Source organism: Streptomyces anthophorae, assembly GCF_049310305.1.
Taxonomy (GTDB): Bacteria; Actinomycetota; Actinomycetes; order Streptomycetales; family Streptomycetaceae; genus Streptomyces.
The window spans coordinates 8,748,367-8,764,912 of record NZ_JBLWQQ010000001.1; the positions used below are offsets into that span (position 1 = coordinate 8,748,367).

At 73.0% G+C, this 16,546-nt stretch carries 17 protein-coding genes; 10 read left to right on the forward strand and 7 right to left on the reverse strand.

Annotated elements, in window-relative coordinates:
• Window position 1: 1 nt before the first annotated feature.
• Together ACNYS0_RS39915 and ACNYS0_RS39920 are read right to left on the reverse strand one after the other, a co-directional pair.
• Window positions 2-418 carry a VOC family protein gene (locus tag ACNYS0_RS39915; RefSeq protein ID WP_422481317.1) on the reverse strand — a complete coding sequence of 139 codons (417 nt, stop codon included), beginning with the start codon at window positions 416-418 and terminating at the stop codon, window positions 2-4.
• 95 nt (window positions 419-513) lie between these two features.
• Window positions 514-1,218: a nucleotidyltransferase domain-containing protein gene (locus ACNYS0_RS39920; protein WP_422481319.1), complete on the reverse strand. Its 705-nt coding sequence runs from the start codon at window positions 1,216-1,218 to the stop codon at window positions 514-516.
• 140 nt (window positions 1,219-1,358) lie between these two features.
• On the opposite strand from ACNYS0_RS39920, the gene ACNYS0_RS39925 reads away from it, so the two are divergent.
• Window positions 1,359-1,556: an antitoxin gene (locus ACNYS0_RS39925; protein WP_422429067.1), complete on the forward strand. Its 198-nt coding sequence runs from the start codon at window positions 1,359-1,361 to the stop codon at window positions 1,554-1,556.
• A 115-nt stretch (window positions 1,557-1,671) separates the two neighbouring features.
• Window positions 1,672-1,986 carry an EthD family reductase gene (locus tag ACNYS0_RS39930; protein ID WP_422481321.1) on the forward strand — a complete coding sequence of 105 codons (315 nt, stop codon included), beginning with the start codon at window positions 1,672-1,674 and terminating at the stop codon, window positions 1,984-1,986.
• 69 nt (window positions 1,987-2,055) lie between these two features.
• On the opposite strand, the gene ACNYS0_RS39935 is transcribed toward ACNYS0_RS39930, so the two are convergent.
• The 3 genes from ACNYS0_RS39935 to ACNYS0_RS39945 form a co-directional block, all read right to left on the reverse strand.
• Window positions 2,056-3,477 carry a glycoside hydrolase family 16 protein gene (locus tag ACNYS0_RS39935; RefSeq protein ID WP_422481323.1) on the reverse strand — a complete coding sequence of 474 codons (1,422 nt, stop codon included), beginning with the start codon at window positions 3,475-3,477 and terminating at the stop codon, window positions 2,056-2,058.
• Window positions 3,478-3,682: 205 nt separating this feature from the next.
• Window positions 3,683-4,204 carry a hypothetical protein gene (locus tag ACNYS0_RS39940; protein ID WP_422481325.1) on the reverse strand — a complete coding sequence of 174 codons (522 nt, stop codon included), beginning with the start codon at window positions 4,202-4,204 and terminating at the stop codon, window positions 3,683-3,685.
• Between the two features lie 62 nt (window positions 4,205-4,266).
• Window positions 4,267-5,472, reverse strand: a complete 1,206-nt coding sequence (locus ACNYS0_RS39945; RefSeq protein ID WP_422481327.1) for a pyridoxal phosphate-dependent aminotransferase — start codon at window positions 5,470-5,472, stop codon at window positions 4,267-4,269.
• 197 nt (window positions 5,473-5,669) lie between these two features.
• On the opposite strand from ACNYS0_RS39945, the gene ACNYS0_RS39950 reads away from it, so the two are divergent.
• Window positions 5,670-6,656 carry an Acg family FMN-binding oxidoreductase gene (locus ACNYS0_RS39950; protein WP_422481329.1) on the forward strand — a complete coding sequence of 329 codons (987 nt, stop codon included), beginning with the start codon at window positions 5,670-5,672 and terminating at the stop codon, window positions 6,654-6,656.
• Window positions 6,657-6,754: 98 nt separating this feature from the next.
• Here ACNYS0_RS39950 and ACNYS0_RS39955 read toward each other — a convergent pair whose 3' ends face one another.
• Entirely contained in the window at window positions 6,755-7,777 is a 1,023-nt protein-coding gene (locus ACNYS0_RS39955; RefSeq protein ID WP_422481331.1) for a hypothetical protein, read from the reverse strand.
• A 114-nt stretch (window positions 7,778-7,891) separates the two neighbouring features.
• On the reverse strand, window positions 7,892-8,509 hold the full coding sequence (locus ACNYS0_RS39960) for a TetR/AcrR family transcriptional regulator (RefSeq protein WP_422481333.1): 618 nt from the start codon (window positions 8,507-8,509) through the stop codon (window positions 7,892-7,894).
• A gap of 83 nt (window positions 8,510-8,592) precedes the next feature.
• Between ACNYS0_RS39960 and ACNYS0_RS39965 the strand changes: the two genes are divergently transcribed.
• From ACNYS0_RS39965 to ACNYS0_RS39995, 7 genes are all read left to right on the forward strand, one after another.
• Window positions 8,593-9,567, forward strand: coding sequence for an aldo/keto reductase (locus ACNYS0_RS39965; protein ID WP_422481335.1), 975 nt, complete (start codon window positions 8,593-8,595; stop codon window positions 9,565-9,567).
• Window positions 9,568-9,707: 140 nt separating this feature from the next.
• Window positions 9,708-10,583, forward strand: a complete 876-nt coding sequence (locus tag ACNYS0_RS39970; protein ID WP_422481337.1) for a universal stress protein — start codon at window positions 9,708-9,710, stop codon at window positions 10,581-10,583.
• A 208-nt stretch (window positions 10,584-10,791) separates the two neighbouring features.
• A complete protein-coding gene (locus tag ACNYS0_RS39975) occupies window positions 10,792-11,559 on the forward strand; it encodes a crotonase/enoyl-CoA hydratase family protein (RefSeq protein WP_422481339.1) in 768 nt (255 codons plus the stop codon).
• The gene (locus tag ACNYS0_RS39980) at window positions 11,556-12,701 is read left to right on the forward strand and encodes a CaiB/BaiF CoA transferase family protein (RefSeq protein ID WP_422481341.1); all 1,146 of its coding nucleotides are present in this window, start codon (window positions 11,556-11,558) and stop codon (window positions 12,699-12,701) included. The genes ACNYS0_RS39975 and ACNYS0_RS39980 overlap by 4 nt, the downstream gene beginning before the upstream one ends.
• The gene (locus ACNYS0_RS39985; RefSeq protein WP_422481343.1) at window positions 12,698-14,401 is read left to right on the forward strand and encodes a class I adenylate-forming enzyme family protein; all 1,704 of its coding nucleotides are present in this window, start codon (window positions 12,698-12,700) and stop codon (window positions 14,399-14,401) included. Before ACNYS0_RS39980 ends, ACNYS0_RS39985 begins: the two co-directional genes overlap by 4 nt.
• Complete coding sequence (locus ACNYS0_RS39990) at window positions 14,398-15,297, forward strand: acyl-CoA thioesterase (protein ID WP_422481345.1); 900 nt, start codon at window positions 14,398-14,400, stop codon at window positions 15,295-15,297. The genes ACNYS0_RS39985 and ACNYS0_RS39990 overlap by 4 nt, the downstream gene beginning before the upstream one ends.
• Before the next feature lie 75 nt (window positions 15,298-15,372).
• On the forward strand, window positions 15,373-16,530 hold the full coding sequence (locus ACNYS0_RS39995; RefSeq protein WP_422481347.1) for an acyl-CoA dehydrogenase family protein: 1,158 nt from the start codon (window positions 15,373-15,375) through the stop codon (window positions 16,528-16,530).
• Window positions 16,531-16,546: the final 16 nt, after the last annotated feature.

Genomic DNA, 16,546 nt, shown 5'->3' on the forward strand with positions numbered 1-16,546 from the left:
TTCACTGCGAGTTGGAAGTGGCATGGTCACAGGGTGCCAGCGTGCGCACGACGTCGAACTCGTTGCCCTCGGGGTCGGCCATGACCACCCAGCTGCGGCCGGGGTCCTGGCCCACGTCCACCTTCGTGGCGCCAAGAGCGAGCAGCCGGTTCGCCTCGTCCTCCGTGCCGCGGTCGATCGGGCTGACGTCCAGGTGCAGCCGGTTCTTCACGGTCTTGCCCTCGGGGACCCGGACGAACATCAGGGTGGGCGGCATCTGGCGGGCCCTGACCTCCTCGACGGTCGGCTCCCAGGAACCGATCTCGACCTTGCCCTCACTGCGGTCGATCACCTTGAAGCCGAGGACCGCGCACCAGAACCCCGCGAGCCCCTCCGGGTCGTGACAGTCGACGACCAACTCGGTGAATCTACTGGTCACTTGGTCTCCCGGGTGGTGTGGGCGGGCGCTCAGCCTAGCCGGGCGCCGAAGCGTGCCACGTGCCGCCGGCCGTCACTTCGACCGGCGCCGCAGTGTCACCCGCGGCGGTACCCGGCCCAGCACCGGCCGCCCGCCGCCTCCAGAATCTCGCCCACCACGTCGCCGAAGCGGCCCGCCTCGTCGACGGAGCCGGACATGGCCGCCGCCGCGCCGTCCGTCAGCCGCTTGTGCAGGCCCGGGTCCGCGTCCGCCAGCCGCCGCGAGAGCCACTTCCCGCTGCCGAGCCAGTGGCCGCCCGCGAGCAGCGCGAGTTCCGAGGCGCGGCCCAGCAGGTGTGCGACCAGGTGAGTGCGTTCCAGGGGGTCGGCGCAGCCCTCGAGGTCGTCGAGGGTGTCGGTGAGGGCGTAGCGCCTGTCCTCCAACTCGCTCTCCGAGGGCGGCGGAGGGCCGGCCGCCCACCGCTGCCGGGCCTCGGTCCGCAGCGCCGAGCCGATCCCGTCCGCGTCGGACAGCAGCAGGCCCTCCGCGCACATGGCCAGCAGTGGGGAGCGGCGCTCCGCGGTCTCCCGCTCGACGAAGCGGTGCCAGTCGGCCTCGGTCTGCACGAACAGTTCCACCGGCCAGCCCTCGTGGTGGAGGCTCTCGCGACAGGGCGCGGGCGGACCGGACAGCAGGACCACGATGTCCAGGTCGGAGCGCGGGGTGCGGCGTTCCGTCAGGACGCTGCCCGCGAGGAAGGCGGCGCGGGCGTCCGGGAAGCGGTCGCGTACCAGTCGCTCGGCGGTGCTCACATGATCCATGCGGGCAGTGTGCCGCCACCGGCGGGCTCTGGGCATGCGGTTTTCCCCGCCCCCGCGTTCGCCGTGCCGGTGCGCCCGAATGCGAGCTGTGTCCACAGGCGTGATCCTGGAGGTCAGGACAGGCCCACCAGGAGGTAGCAATGTCTGCGTTCGACAAGCTCAAGCAGATGATCAAGGGGCACGAGTCCCAGGCCGGCAAGGGCATCGACATGGCGGGTGACGCCGTGGACAAGAAGACCGGGGGGAAGTACAGCTCCCAGGTCGACTCCGCCCAGGACCAGGCCAGGAAGCACCTCGGCATGGACCAGGACAAGGGGCAGGACGAGTCGCAGAAGTAACAGGCGGTCGGGGACTGTCCCGGCGCGGCCTGGGAAGGCCAGTGGTGCGGGAGGGGTGGGTCGACACGCGACACCGCCCTCGCCCCGAGCGGACGTGCCACGAGGAGGCCCACCGATGTACCGGATGACCGTCATCTACGATCACCCCGCCGACCCCGAGAAGTTCCTGAAGCACTACCGCGAGGTGCACGCGCCGCTGGCGTCGCAGACGCCGGGGCTGCGGTCGTTCCAGTGGAGCGTGTCCGAGATGCCCGACGGCTCGCGGCCCCCGCACTTCGTGGTGGCCGCGCTCGACTGGGACTCCAAGGAGGAGGCGCTCGCCGCGCTCGCCACACCGGCCGGGCAGGCGGGCGCCGAGGACATCGCCAACTTCGTCGCGCCGGGTGCGGTCAGTGTGAGCTTCTCGGAGGTCATCACCTTCCCGCTCTGAGGGTGGGACCGACTCGGCGACACCGCTGCGGGGTGACGGCCCGTAGGGTGCCGCCGAGTGCGCCCTCGGTCAGTGCCCGAAGGAGAACCAGTTCACGTTCACGAAGTCGGCCGGCTGGCCGCTCGTGAAGGTGAGATACACGTCGTGCGTGCCGGTCACCGAGCTGATGTTGGCCGGAACCGTCCGCCAGGACTGCCAGCCGCCGGTGTTGGCGAGCGCGAAGCTGCCGATCGGCGCGCTGGTGCGGCTGTCGAGGCGCACCTCCACCAGGCCGCTCACCCCGCCCGCCGCACCGCTCGCCACCCGGGCCTTGAACTGCGTGGCCGCCGTGGAACCGAAGTTGACGCCCTTGTAGAGGGCCCAGTCACCGCCTGCCAGGTTGCTCAGGTTCTGGCCGCCGCCGGAGTCCGTGGTGCTCTCGGTGGCGACTCCGGACTGGCCGTCGTACGACTCCGCCTGGATCGAGCCGTAGGCGTCACGGCTGCCGGACGGCGGGGGAGTGGTGCCGCCCCCGTCGGCCGACAGGACCTGGACGTAGTCCACGACCATCGGCCTGCCGGGCTGGGTGTCGCCGTCGAGGCCGCCGCCGAAGGCGTCGGGGAAGCCGCCGCCCATCGCCACGTTCAGGATCAGGAAGAAGCCGTGGTTCGTGGCGTTGGCCCAGGTCGTCGCGTCCACCTGATTGGCCGTGACCGTGTGGTAGTTGACGTCGTCGACGGAGAAGCGGATCGCCTCGGGGCTGACCGAGCGGTCCCACTCCATGGCGTACGTGTGGAAGCCGGACTGGCAGGTGCTGCCGGGGCAGGCGGTCGAACTGCCGATGCCCGTGGTCTCGTTGCAGGGGCCGCCGGGGCTGGTGCCGCAGTGCATCGTCGCCCAGACCTTGTTCAGGCCTTGCACGTTCTCCATGATGTCCAGCTCGCCGACTCCGGGCCAGTTCTGGTAGTTGCCGCGGTACGGGGCGCCCAGGGCCCAGAACGCCGGCCAGTAGCCCTCGGCCGCGGTGCCGGTGACGTTGGGCATCTGGATGCGCGCCGAGACGCGCAGCTTGCCGCCCGCCGGCGGCTGGAAGTCCGTGCGCCTGGTCTCGATGCGGCCCGACGTCCAGCGTCCTGAGGAGTCGCGCAGCGGGGTGATGCGCAGGTTGCCGCTGCCGTCGAGGGAGACGTTGCTCGTGCTGCTGGTCATCGTCTCGACCTCGCCGGTGCCCCAGTTCGCGGGGCCGCCCGGGTAGGAAGTCCCGGTGTCGTACTGCCAGTTGGAGGTGTTGACGCCGGTGCCGGCGGAGCCGTTGAAATCGTCGAGGAAGACCTGGTTCCAGCCCGACGGGGGAGGCGGGGCGGCGGCGCCCGCGGACTGGGTGGTGGCGGTCGTGGCGGCCGCCACCAGCCCGAGGGTGGCGGCCACCGAGGCCAGGGTCCGCCGGAGCACGTGCTGTCCGCGACGGCGACGCGTGCGTGTGCGTGGGTGTGTGCCGGGTCTCTCGTGCATGGGGGGTGCCTCCAGGGATCGGTGGGGTGCGAGCTGGACAGCCGGCTGCCTGGAACTTTCTGGGAGCGCTCCCAGAGCGGTCTCAATGTGCTCTCGACCGCCCAGTGCGTCAAGAGTTGAAACAGGCGAAGTTCCTTCGTGGCTGGTGAGTTCACCCCATGAAGGCGCGGCGAGGTCGTGACCGGCCGTCGCCGACGTACGAGGATCAGTGCCCGGCGAGCAGCTTCACGGAGACCACACCCAGGCCGATCGCGGCGTTCAGCGCGGAGGTCACCACGGCGTGCAGGGCTCCGGCCCCGGCCCGGCGGCCGCCGACGAAACCCCACACGGCGAGCGTGAGGACCTCGCTGCCCGCGGCGATCCACAGCGCCGTCGTGAGGTCCACGGCCCCGAGCGCGGACACACCGATCAGCAGCAGCGGCCCGATGGCTGTCGTCAGCAGCGGGCTGCTGGTGAACAGCTCGTGCTTGATCTCGTGCAGGGTGGGCCGCCTGCCGTGCACGACCGGGTGGGCCTGCATGTCCGCCACCAGGGTCGCCAGCCACAGGCCGAGCGCGGTGGCCGCCACCGCCACCGTCGCCCCCTTGTGGCTGCTGTGCCCGCCCTGCGCGAGGCCCACCAGGACGGCGAGCAGGGTCAGGGAGGCGTAGATGCGCTCCTTCAGGCGCTCACCGAGCACCGCGGCGCGATCGTACGGGGCGGCCTCCGGCGGGGTGCTTTCACTCATGATCGAACCCTATAGCGGCGGGGCGAACGGGCCTCGGCGATGCGCCCTGCGGGAAGGCCGGTTCAGCGCAGCGCGGCCACGAACTTGCCCAGCCGCGCCATGCCCTCGCGGAGTTCGCCGGACGACGCCGCGTACGACAGGCGTACGTGGGTGTCCGCCGTGTGGGTCCCGAAGTCGCGGCCCGGGGTGAGGGCGACGTGGGCGTCCCGCAGGGCCCGTTCGCAGAACTCCCAGGAGGTCAGACCGGTACCGGCGACGTCGAAGTAGACGTAGAAGGCGCCGTCGGGCGGGACCGGGACCGGCAGCCCGATCCGGTGCAGTCCTTCGAGGACGAGCGCGCGCCGCTCGGTGAACTCGGCACGGCGTTCCTCGCAGATCGCCAGGGACGCCGGGGTGAAGCACTCCAGAGCGGCCAGCTGGGCGGGGGCCGAGGCGCACAGGAAGTAGTTCTGGGCGAGCCGTTCCATCGCGGCGACGAGCGGTTCCGGCGCGATGCACCAGCCGAGCCGCCAGCCGGTCATGCCGAAGTACTTCGAGAAGCTGTTGATGACGACGGCGTCGGGGTCGACCGACAGTGCGCTGCGCGGCGGCCTGCCCTGCTCGTCGTGGTCGCCGAGGTCGAGGTAGATCTCGTCGACGAGCCGCCACGCGCCGCGCTCGCGCGCGAACCGGCAGATCGCGTCGAGCTCGTCGAGGGGCACGGAGGTCCCGGTCGGGTTCGAGGGCGTGGCGACCATGACACCCGACGTCCGGTCCGTCCAGTGCTCGCGCACCGATGCCGTGTCCAGCTGGAAGCGGGTGGCCGCGTCCGTGGGGACGAGGGTGACGTCGGCGCCGAAGCTCTCGACGATCTGCCGGTTGCACGGGTACGAGGGGTCCGCGATGAGCACCTCGTCGCCTTGGTCGACGAGGGCCGCGGTGGCCAGCACCAGCGCGGCGGAGGCGCCGGCGGTCACGACGACGCGGGACGGGTCGACCTCGACGTCGTGCCGCTCCTTGTAGAAGCCGGCGATGGCTTCCCTGAGCGCGGGCAGGCCCAGCGCGGCCGTGTAGGCCAGCGGCCGCCCGTCCATGGCGGCGCGCATCGCCTCCCGGACCGCGGGCGGCGCACCGGAGTCCGGCTCGCCGAGGTTGAGCTTGACGACGTGGTGGCCCTCGGCCTCCAGCGCAGCGGCCTGCTTGGCGAACTCCATGGCGTAGAACGGGGCGACGTTCTGCGCCCGCTGGGAGATCTTGACGGCAGGCGTGGACTCGGTCGTGTCGGGCATGGCGCGATCCTATTTCAGCGGGTCGGTGTGCGGTCCAGGTGCCTCCCCGGCGCCTCGGCAGCCGCGCGGCCGCCGACCGGCAAGGCGGCGCGCGCGGTCCCGGCGAGGGCCTTCCGGCCCGGTCCGCGAGGGACCATGGACTCCTGTGCGAGGTCCGACGCGCCGCGGAAAATGTGGGTGAGCGCCGAGGAGGAACCATGCCGAAGCCCCCGCCGGTCCGCGCCACCGTCTCCGCACTCGTCGACGCCGCGGCCGCCGCACCCTCCATGCACAACGCCCAGCCGTGGCAGTTCCAGTACGACACCGCCACCGGGACGCTGCGGCTCACCGTCGACACGGACCGGGTCATGCCGGCGGCCGACCCCGACCTGCGGGCCGTCCATCTGGGATGCGGCGCCGCACTGTTCAATCTGCGCGTGGCGGCCGCCCACGCGGACTGGTTCCCGCGGGTCCGCCTGGTGCCGGATCCCGCGGATCCGACCCTGTTGGCGGCCGTCGACTTCGCCGCGGCCGGGCCCGTGGACGAGGGCCTGGAGGAGCTGAGTCCCGCGATCCGGCAGCGGCACATGAGCCGTTGGCCCTTCGCGGCCAAGGAGATCCCCGGGTCGGCCCGCAGCGCGCTCGGCGACGCCGCCGACCGCGAGGGCGCCCGCCTGTGGTTCGCCGGTCAGTGGCACGCGAACCTGCTCCAGGACCTCGTCCGCGACGCCGAGGGCCGCGACGGCAGCGACCCGGAGCGCCGGGCCGACGTGGAGCGCTGGACCCGGCGCGGAGACGAGGCGGACGCGAGCCACGACGGCGTCCCCGAGTACGCCTTCGGCCCGCGCGCACGGTCCGGCGCCGCGCCCATGAGGGACTTCGCCGGCCGGCACCCCGTCTCCGGCCCGGGGACGGCCGCGTTCGAGGACGAGCCGAACCTGGCCCTGCTCGGAACGGCCGGCGACGGACCGACGGACTGGCTGCGCGCGGGCCAGGCCATGGAGCGGGTCCTCCTCGTCGCGACGGTGCACGGCCTGGCCGCCTCCGTCACCTCGCACGCCCTGGAGTGGCCGGATCTGCGGGGTCTCGCCCGCGACCCGCTGTCCGACCTGGGGCGGGTCCAGATGGTGATCCGGCTCGGATACGGCCCGATGGGGCCCGTGACTCCGCGTCGGCCGCTGGGGGAGATCCTCAGCTTCGTGTAGCCGCGCGGCACCGGTCAGGACCGTCCTGACCTCAGGGCACGCGGACGGCGGCGCTTCTCGATCCGACCGGCACCCGTTCCGCCCGCGCCGCGACCGCCTCACTCGTACATCACGTACGCCGGGCGCGGGCGCAGGCCGAGGACCTGGTCGGGGGTCATCATGTGGGTGCCGCCCTCGGTGTCCTCCTCGAGGAACAGCTTGAAGCCGGTGTGGAGTTGGTCGGGCATCCGGTCGACCAGGCGGTCCCAGGTGTGGCGTTTGAGCTGAGGGCTGCCTATGCCGTCGGCGCTCTTGATGACGGCGACGCCCTCCGGGACGTCGAGCGCCCCTTCGTCGTGGACGACCGACTCGGCGACCTGGTGGTAGACGAACGGCTTCTCCGGCAGGTCGTGCTCCTTCACGAGCGAGCCGAGATGATCGGCGATGCGGGTCAGTTCGGGGCCGCTGGTGTGTCCGTAGGTGTCGCCGGGGATCTGGCCGGGATCCATCTCCCACTCGGGGTCGAGGGCGATGCCCACGTCCGGCCGGACGAGCCACTTCTCCAGGGCCTTCACCTCGTCGAGGGGGTCCGCGCGGCCGGGCTGGATGTTGAGGAGCAGCAGTGCCTTGTGGCGGCGGGCGGCCTCGTGGAAGGTGCGGATCGTCGCGTCGGGCGTGCGGGTGCGGTACGTGCCGTCGGGGCCCGGGCCGGGGTTGGCGACGGTGCTGAGCAGCTCCAGGACGGGCAGCACACGGCGGCCGTCGGCGTAGGCGCGCCCGCGCCGTTCGAGCTCCGTGACGCGGTCGTCGAGGTCACCCGTGCCGAGCCGACCGAGTGCCGTCGCGCCCGGCAGCCCGCAGTAGCCGACGAGCCGGTGCTCGGGGAACAACCGGCGCCCGCCGCGCGGCAGTTCGGGGCGCCTGCGGGTGGGGCTCGGCGAGGGGGAGCGGGCGGGTTTCGAGGGGCGGCGTGCCGCCCGCTCGGTTCCGGAGGGCCGGTCGTCGGCCCCGGACGTGCCGCATCCGCCGATGAGCGCGGCGGCGGACGTGACCCCCGCGGCGATGAGCGCTCGCCGCCGCGAACCGCCCGCTCCGGGGTCCGTGTTGTCGTCGCGGCCGGCGCCGTGACCGACTGTCCGCATCTGGCCTCCCCACGAAGTGATCATCGTCCGTGGGGTGCCTTGCCGACGTGTGCGGGGCGAAACGTGGGCGGGGGCCGGGAGGGGTGCTGATCAGCCACATGACCCCGGGTGTGGCTACGCCGACGCCTCGCGCGGTCGCAGCGCGTCCATCACCAGGTCGAGCAGCGGGCGGACCCGGTCCCCGCGGTCGCCCGCCGTCGTCGAGAGGAACACGCCGAGCAGCATGGTGATCACGTCGTCGGCGGGCACGTCGTCGCGCAGCGTGCCCGTGCGCGCCCCGGCGTCGAGGAACGCGGCGACCGAGGCGGTCAGCCGCTCGCGGGTGTTCGCCGTGACGCCGCGCCCGGAGGCCGGGGCGAGGCTGAGGCTGCCGGCCATCGCGCGCTTGGCCGTGACGAGCTCCGCGTACCGGTCCAGCCACGCGCGCAGTGCCTCGTGCGGCGGCAGCTCGCTGAGCAGGGGCTCGACGGCGGAGGTCACGGCGTCAAGCTCGGCGGAGTAGACGGCCTCGACGAGGGCCTCGCGGGTGGGGAAGTGCCGGTAGAGGGTGCCGATGCCGACCCCCGCCTCGCGGGCGACCGCCTCCAGGGCGACCGTCGTGTCGTCCCGGGTGAAGGCGGTGCGGGCGGCGGCGAGGAGTCGTTCCCGGTTGCGGCGCGCGTCCGCGCGGGCGGGGCGGTCGGCCTTGCCCGCGCCGGGGTTCGGATTCTGGTCGGATGGGGACGCAGGCAAAGCGGAGGCTCCTCCGGTAGTGCTACCTTCGGTGTAACGGAGGCTCCTCCGTTTCCTCTATCTTCGCACGAGGTGGCATTCCCATGACCTCTTCCGCGTCTTCTTCGGCTTCTTCTGCTTCTGCCGGCCCCGCGGTCACCGCGAACGGCACCCCGCGCCCCGGCGGCGCCGGACGGCTCCTCGGCCGGGACGTCTCACGCGTCGGATTCGGCGCGATGCAGCTGGAGCGACTGGCCCCGGACCGCGCCACGGCCGTCGCGCTGCTGCGCCGCGCCGTCGAGCTGGGCGTCGACCACATCGACACCGCCCAGTTCTACGGGGACGGCTTCTCCAACGAGATCATTCGTGAGGCGCTGCGCCCCGAGGACGACGTCCTCGTCGTCAGCAAGGTCGGCGCCACCCCCGACTCCGGCGGTCCGCTGCCACTGCGGCTCGCCCAACGGCCCGAGGAACTGCGGGTCGGCGTCGAGGACAACCTCAAGAGCCTCGGCGTCGACCAGGTCCCGCTCGTCAACCTGCGCCGCGCCCAGACGGGCCCCGGACTGCGGGCGGAGGGCGACCAGGTCGTCGACATCGACGACCAGCTCGCCGTCATGACCGCCCTGCGCGACGAGGGCAAGATCGGCGCCATCGGGCTCAGCAACGTCGGCCTCGACGAACTGCGCCGCGGCCTGCCCGCCGGGATCGCCTGCGTACAGAACGCGTACAGCCTCGTGGCCCGCGACGACGAGCGGCTGCTGGACATCTGCCGCGCCGAGGACATCGCCTGGGTGCCCTACTTCCCGCTGGGCAGCGCCTTCCCCGGCATGCCCAAGGTCACCGACGAGCCCGCCGTCGTCGCGGCCGCCGGGGCGCTGGGCGCGACACCGGCCCAGGTCGGCCTCGCCTGGCTGCTGCACCACGCCCCGAACGTCCTCCTGATCCCGGGCACCGCCAATGCCGACCACCTCGCGGCGAACGTCGCGGCGGGCGCGCTCGCCCTCGACGCGGCGACCCTGACGGAGCTGGACGCGGTGCCGACGCGCTCGGGCGACATCCGGGTCGAGGGCCACGAGTGAGGGAAGCGCGGCGGTCCTGACCGCCACCGCACGAGCGGGGCGCTCACCGGCGCCCCGCCGTGCGAAGGGCCGCCCGTCGGGTCAGTCTGGACAGTGGGGACACGCAGTCAGGACGGCAGCACCGACGAAGGAGCGCACACATGGCGGGCCACGTGCTGGTCGGAACCGACGGTTCGGATTCGAGCCTGGAGGCGGTCGCGGTCGCCGCGCACGAGGCGCGGCGGCGCGGGCTCGGCGTGCGCATCGTGAACGCGTTCACCTGGCCGATGCTGAAGATCCGGCACGGCTCGACGTCCGGGGAGACCGCGGAGCCGGCCATGCGCCGCCGGGCCGAGGAGACCGTGGCCGCGGCCGTCGACCGGGTGCGGATCGAGGAACCGGACCTGGCCCCGGTCGAGGGCGAGGTCGTCACGGGCGAAGCACTCACCGTCCTCGCCACCCGTTCGCGCGACGCCGCCCTGGTCGTCGTCGGCAGCCGCGGCCTGGGCGCCTTCTCCGGACTGCTGATCGGCTCGGTCGCCGTGCACCTCGCCGCGCACGCGGAGTGCCCCGTCCTCGTCGTACGCGGCCGAGAGCGGCCGGAAGGCCCCGTGGCGGTCGCGGTCGACGGCTCGGACGCCGCGAAGGCGGCGGTCGAGGAGGCCTTCGACGATGCCGCGCGCCGCGGGAGCGGTCTGCTGGCCGTGCATGTGTGGAACACCTGGAGCGGCACGGGGCCCGCGGGTCCCGGCGGACCCGCCCCGCTCTGGTTCGACACGGACAAGCTGCGCGAGGACAGCGAGGCGGCGCTTGCCGGTGCGCTGGCCGCGGGTCGGGGCCGCCACCCGGATGTCGAGGTCGAGGCGCGCTCGGTGCACGGCCGGGTGCGCCCGAGCCTGATCGAGACCTCGCAGGAGGCGAGCCTCCTCGTGGTCGGCGCGCGCGGCCGGGGCGGCTTCCAGGGGCTGCTGCTCGGCTCGGTCAGCCAGGCGCTGCTGCACCACGCGGAGTGCCCGGTCCTCGTCACGCGCCGCTGACACGGCATCAGGGACGGCGGTGGCCCCTTCGGTGAACACCCCTGCCGTGTCCCGGAATTGATCACGGGTCTGGACAGGCCCGCACCCGCCCTCGTAGCTTAACGATTGTTCAATGCGGGGTGGGTGGGGCCGAGCCGTGCCGGGCGGAGCGGTCGTCGGTCGCTCCGTCGCAGCGTACGCAGTCCGCGACCCACTCCGGGAGCCACGCATGACCGACGCCGTGCTCAGCGAATTCCGTGCCGACGGGATCACCGTCATCACGCTCAACCGCCCCGAGGCCCGCAACGCGGTCAACCGGGTCGTCGCCGAAGGCGTGGCCGCCGCGCTCGACGAACTCGACCGCAGGGACGACCAGGTGGTCGGCGTCATCACCGGCGCGGGCGGCAGCTTCTGCTCCGGGATGGACCTCAAGGCGTTCCTCAAGGGCGAGACCCCGACCATCGAGGGGCGCGGCCTCGCCGGCATCACCGAAGCGCCGCCGCGCAAGCCGGTCATCGCCGCCGTCGAGGGATACGCCCTGGCCGGCGGCTGCGAGATCGCGCTCGCCTGCGACATGGTCGTGGCAGCCCGGGACGCCAGGTTCGGGATCCCCGAGGTCAAGCGGGGGCTCGTCGCCGCGGCGGGCGGGCTGCTGCGGCTGCCGCGGCGCATCCCGTACTCCGTCGCCCTGGAGATCGCCCTGACCGGCGACTTCCTCGACGCCGAACGTGCCCACACCTACGGCCTCGTCAACCGGGTCACCGAACCCGGCGCCGCCCTCGACGGCGCGCTCGCGCTCGCCCGCGCCATCGCCGCCAACGGCCCGCTCGCCGTCCGCGCCACCAAGGAGATCGTCGCCAACGCGCCGAACTGGTCCGCCGACGAGGAGTGGCAGCGCATGCGGGAGATCGCGGGCCCGGTGATGCAGTCCGACGACGCGCGGGAAGGCGCCCGCGCCTTCGCGGAGAAGCGCGCGCCGCGCTGGACCGGCCGGTGAGCGCCGGGCCGCTCACCGGGATACGGGTCGTGGAGCTGGGCGGCATCGGACCCGCCCCGTTCTGCGGCATGCTGCTCGCCGACCTCGGCGCCGAGGTCATCCGCGTCGACCGCCCCGCCGAGGCGGGCAAGGACAGCCCTCACCCCGTCATCCTGCGCGGCCGCAGCTCGGTCGCCGTGAACCTCAAGGACCCCGAAGGCGCCGCCCTCGTGTGGGAGTTGATCGCGCGCTCGGACGCCGTCATCGAGGGGTTCAGGCCCGGCGTCGCCGAACGGCTCGGCCTCGGCCCCGACGTCCTGCTCGCCGCGAACCCCCGGCTCGTGTACGGGCGGATGACCGGCTGGGGTCAGGACGGGCCGCTCGCCCAGGAACCGGGCCACGACATCAACTACATCGCCGTGGCCGGGGCGTTGCACACCATGGGCCCCGCCGACGGGGACCCCGTGCCGCCGCTCAACCTGGTGGGCGACTTCGGCGGGGGCGGCATGCTGCTCGCACTCGGCCTCGTCAGCGCGCTGCTGCACGCCCGCACCAGCGGCGAGGGACAGGTCGTCGACGCCGCCATGACCGACGGCACCGCGCTGCTGCTCGCCATGACGTACGGGTTCCTGGCCAAGGGCGGATGGCAGGACCGGCGCGGCGTCAACATGCTCGACGGCGGCGCCCCCTTCTACACGGTGTACCGCTGCGCCGACGACCGGCACGTCGCCGTCGGCGCCATCGAGCCGCAGTTCTACGCGGCGCTGCTGCGCGTCCTGGACCTCGAAGGCGACGAGCGGTTCGCGCGCCAGCACGACCGCGCCAACTGGCCGGTCATGAAGGGCGAGTTGACGCGCCTGTTCGCCACCCGCACCCGCGACGAGTGGGCGCGCTCCTTCGATGGAGAGGGCGCCTGCGTGTCCCCGGTCCTGTCGCTGAACGAGGCGCCCGAGCATCCCCACAACAGCGCGCGCTCCACGTACCGGCGCGGCCCCCACGGCGGCCCCGAACCCTCGCCCGCGCCACGCTTCACCACCACGCCACCCGGCGAGCCCACCCCCGCCCCGCGCGTCGGCGCCGACACCACGGAGGTCCTCACCACGCTGGCCGGACTCGGCCCCGACGACATCGACACACTCCGCGAGAAGGGAATCGTCGGTTGACGACGCGCTACGTGCCCCCGGGCATGCCCCAGAGCCTCGACTACCCGGACGCCGCCGTCGGCGACCTGCTCGCCGGAACCGCCCACCACCACCCCGGCCGCACCGCCCTGCGCGACGGCGAACTCACCTTCACCTACCGCGAGTTGTACGACACCGCGCTGCGGATCGCCGCCGGGCTGCGCGCACGGGGCATCGGCAAGGGGGACGCCGTCGCGCTGCACCAGCCCAACTCGGCCTGGTTCACCGTCTCTTACTACGCGGTACTGCTGGCCGGAGCGGTCGTCGTCCCCCTCAACCCGGCCCTGCCGCCGAAGGCGCTGCGTGAGCAGCTCGACGAGGCGCGCGCCGTCGCCGCACTCACCCACCCGGGCACCGCGCCCGCGCTCACGAAGGCCGCCGCACCGGGCGTCCGCCTGACCGTCCTCGTCCCGGCGACGGCCACCGCGCCCGCCCCCGAGGGCGCCGAACCCGACGGCGTACCGCTTGAGGAGCTGCTGGCCGGCGACCCGGGGGAGCGGGCGGACGTCAGCGGGGACGATCTGGCACACCTCGCCTTCACCGGAGGCACCACAGGCCGCTCCAAGGCGGTCCGCGTGCTGCACCGCAACGTCCTGGCCAACGCCCTTCAGATGGCCTGCTGGCGCGGCGCCGCCGTGCCCGTCACCGACGACGAAGGCCGGGTGGCGCTCGACTCCGTGCCCGCGGCCCGGACCGCGCACACACTGGACCTGGGTGCGTCGACCGCCGTGGCGCTCGCCCCGCTCTTCCACGCCATGGGCCTGGTCGGCCAGTCCGTCAGCGTGGCGGTGGCCAGCACCGTCGTGATGGCGGGCCGCTTCGAACCCCGCCGCTTCGTGCGGCTCATCGAGGAGCACGGCGTCACCTCCGTGCCCGGCTCGCCCGCCCTCTTCCACGCCCTGCTCGCGCTCCCCGGCGTCGAGGAACTCGACCTCTCCTCGGTGCGCAGCGTCAACTCCGGCGCCGCGCCCGTCGACACGGACACCATGCGCCGCCTCGCCGCCCTCTTCCCGAACGCCACGATCGTCGAGGGATACGGGCTCACCGAGGCCACCATGGCGCTCGCCGCGCACCCGCTGGTGGACGACAACCCCGTGCCCGAGGGCAGCGTCGGCGCCCCCGTCTTCGACACCGAGATCGAGATCAGGGACCTCGGCTGCGGACCCGCCCTGCCCGTCGGCGAGACCGGCGAGGTGTGGGCGCGCGGCCCGCAGATCACCGACGGCTACCAGGGCCACCCCGACCTGACGGCCGAGCAGTTCCAGGACGGCTGGCTGCGCACCGGCGACCTGGGACGCGTCGACGAGGACGGCTGGCTGTACCTGGTCGGGCGGGCCAAGGACATGCTGATCTACAAGGGGTACAACGTCTATCCGACGCCGCTCGAGGACCTGCTGCACCGGCACCCCGCGGTGGCCGGAGCCAGCGTCATCGGTGCGCCGAGGGCCGAGGTCGGCGAGATCCCCGTCGCGTACGTCGTGCCGCGCGCCGGACATGTGCCGGGACCCGAACTCGCCGAGAAACTCATGGCGTTCGTGGCCGAGCGCGTCGCCCCGTACCAGCGGCTGCGGGAGATCCACTTCCTGGAGGCGCTGCCGGTCTCGGCCGCCGGGAAGATCCTCAAGACGGACCTGCGGCAGCGCCACGCGGCCGCCGACGAAGCGGGAGTGACACACACGTGAGCGGTGGCATGGTCGACGAGGCGACGGCCCGGGACGCGCACCGGGAGACGGACGGCGCACCCCGGGCCCCTCTCGGCGAACTCGGCCAGGGGCGACACATCCGGGTCGAGGCGGCCGACGACGGCGCGTTCCACGGGTACTGCCACTCCGGCCGCGCGGCCGCCCGCAGCTACGGCGGCGCCGTCCTCGCCCAGGCCCTCGACGCCGCACACCGCACCGTGGACGACGACCGGGTCGTGCACTCGCTGCACGCCTACTTCCTGCGCGCTCTGTCGCCGGAACGGCCCGTGCGCTACGAGCCCGAGGTCGTCCGCGACGGCCGCAGCTACTCGATGCGACAGGTCACCGCGTTCCAGGACGGCAAGGAGTCGCTCACCATGAGCGTCTCGTTCAAGCGGCCGCAGAGCGGCGGGAGTTGGCGCCAGCCCGGCATGCCCGACGTACCGGGCCCCGAGGGCCTGGGCAACGGCTGGGCGCACCGTCCGCAGGACCATCCGCTGAGCACCTCCGTCGAGTACCGCGAGGTGCCCCTGGAGCGGGACCCGGACGCGGGCCGCATCGACCGCTACGCCTGGATGCGGACCACCGGCGCCATGCCCGACGAACCGGGCCCGCACGCCGGCGTCCTCGCCTACATCTGCGACGCCCCGCTCGCCCCCACCGCCCTGGTGGCCTACGGGGAGCCGCGCCCACGCGGCATCTCGCTCGCCTCCCTCGACCACGCCATGTGGTTCCACCGGCCCGTCCGCACCGACGCATGGCTGCTCTTCGCGTGCCACAGCGTCGTCGCCGGGGACGGACGGACCCTGGCGCACGGCGAATTCTGGAGCAGGGAAGGCGAGTTGGTCGCCTCCGTCACCCAGGAGGCGCTGCTCCACGTGCCCGCGGCCCGGTGACCTCCGCGAGGGTTGTCAGGGCGCGGCACGCCGACGTAGCTTAACGATCGTTCTACACAGGCAGAAGGGGCCGCTGTGCGCCGTACGCTGTTCAACGAGGACCATGAGGCGTTCCGCCGGATGCTGCGGGACTTCATCGCCAAGGAAGTCACCCCCGTCCACCAGGAGTGGGAGGAGCAGGGGCATCCGCCGCGCGACTTCTACCGCAGGCTCGGCGAGCTGGGCGTGCTCGGCATCCAGGTGCCCGAGGAGTTCGGCGGCGCGGGCGAGCCCAGCCTCAAGTTCGCGGCCGTCGCCGTCGAGGAGACGACACGCGCCGGTGTCACCTTCGGCAACTACTCCGTGCACTCGAACCTGATCCTGCCGTACCTGATGCGGTACGCCACGCAGGAGCAGAAGGAGCGCTGGCTGCCCGGCTTCGTCTCAGGCGACCTCATGACGGCGATCGCCATGACCGAACCCGGCACAGGGTCCGACCTCGCCAACATCCAGACCAGGGCCGAACGCTCCGCCGACGGCACGCACTACGTGCTCAACGGCGCCAAGACGTTCATCACCGGCGGCGCCCTCGCCGACCTGGTCCTCGTCGTCGCCCGCACCGCGCCCTACGACCCCGAGGACCGCCGCGGCGGACTCTCCATCCTCGTCGTGGAGTCCGCGAGCGAGGGCTTCTCCGTCGGCCGCAAGCTCCAGAAGATCGGCCTCAAGGCCTCCGACACCGCCGAACTCGCCTTCGTGGACGTCAGGGTGCCGGCCGAGAACCTGCTCGGCGAGGAGGGCGAGGGCTTCTCCTACCTGTCCCACAACCTCGCCCAGGAACGCCTGATGATCGCCCTCGGCGGCTCGGGCACGGCAGCGGCGGCGCTGCGCTTCGCGACCGACTACGTGAAGGAGCGCACGGTCTTCGGCAAGCCCGTCGCCCACTTCCAGAACACCAAGTTCGTGCTCGCCGAGTGCGCCACCGAGGTCGAGGCCGCGCAGCTGATGGCCGACCGCGCCCTCGAACTGCACGACGAGGGCGAACTCTCCGTCGCCGACGCCGCGAAGGCGAAGCTGTTCTGCACCGAGGTCGCGGGCCGCGTCATCGACAAGTGCCTTCAGCTGCACGGCGGTTACGGCTACGTCACCGAGTACCCGATCGCCCGCCTGTACGCCGACACCCGCGTCTCCCGGATCTACGGCGGCACCAACGAAGTAATGAAGACCATCATCGCCAAGTCGCTCGGCCTCTGACTCCCCTCCCACCACC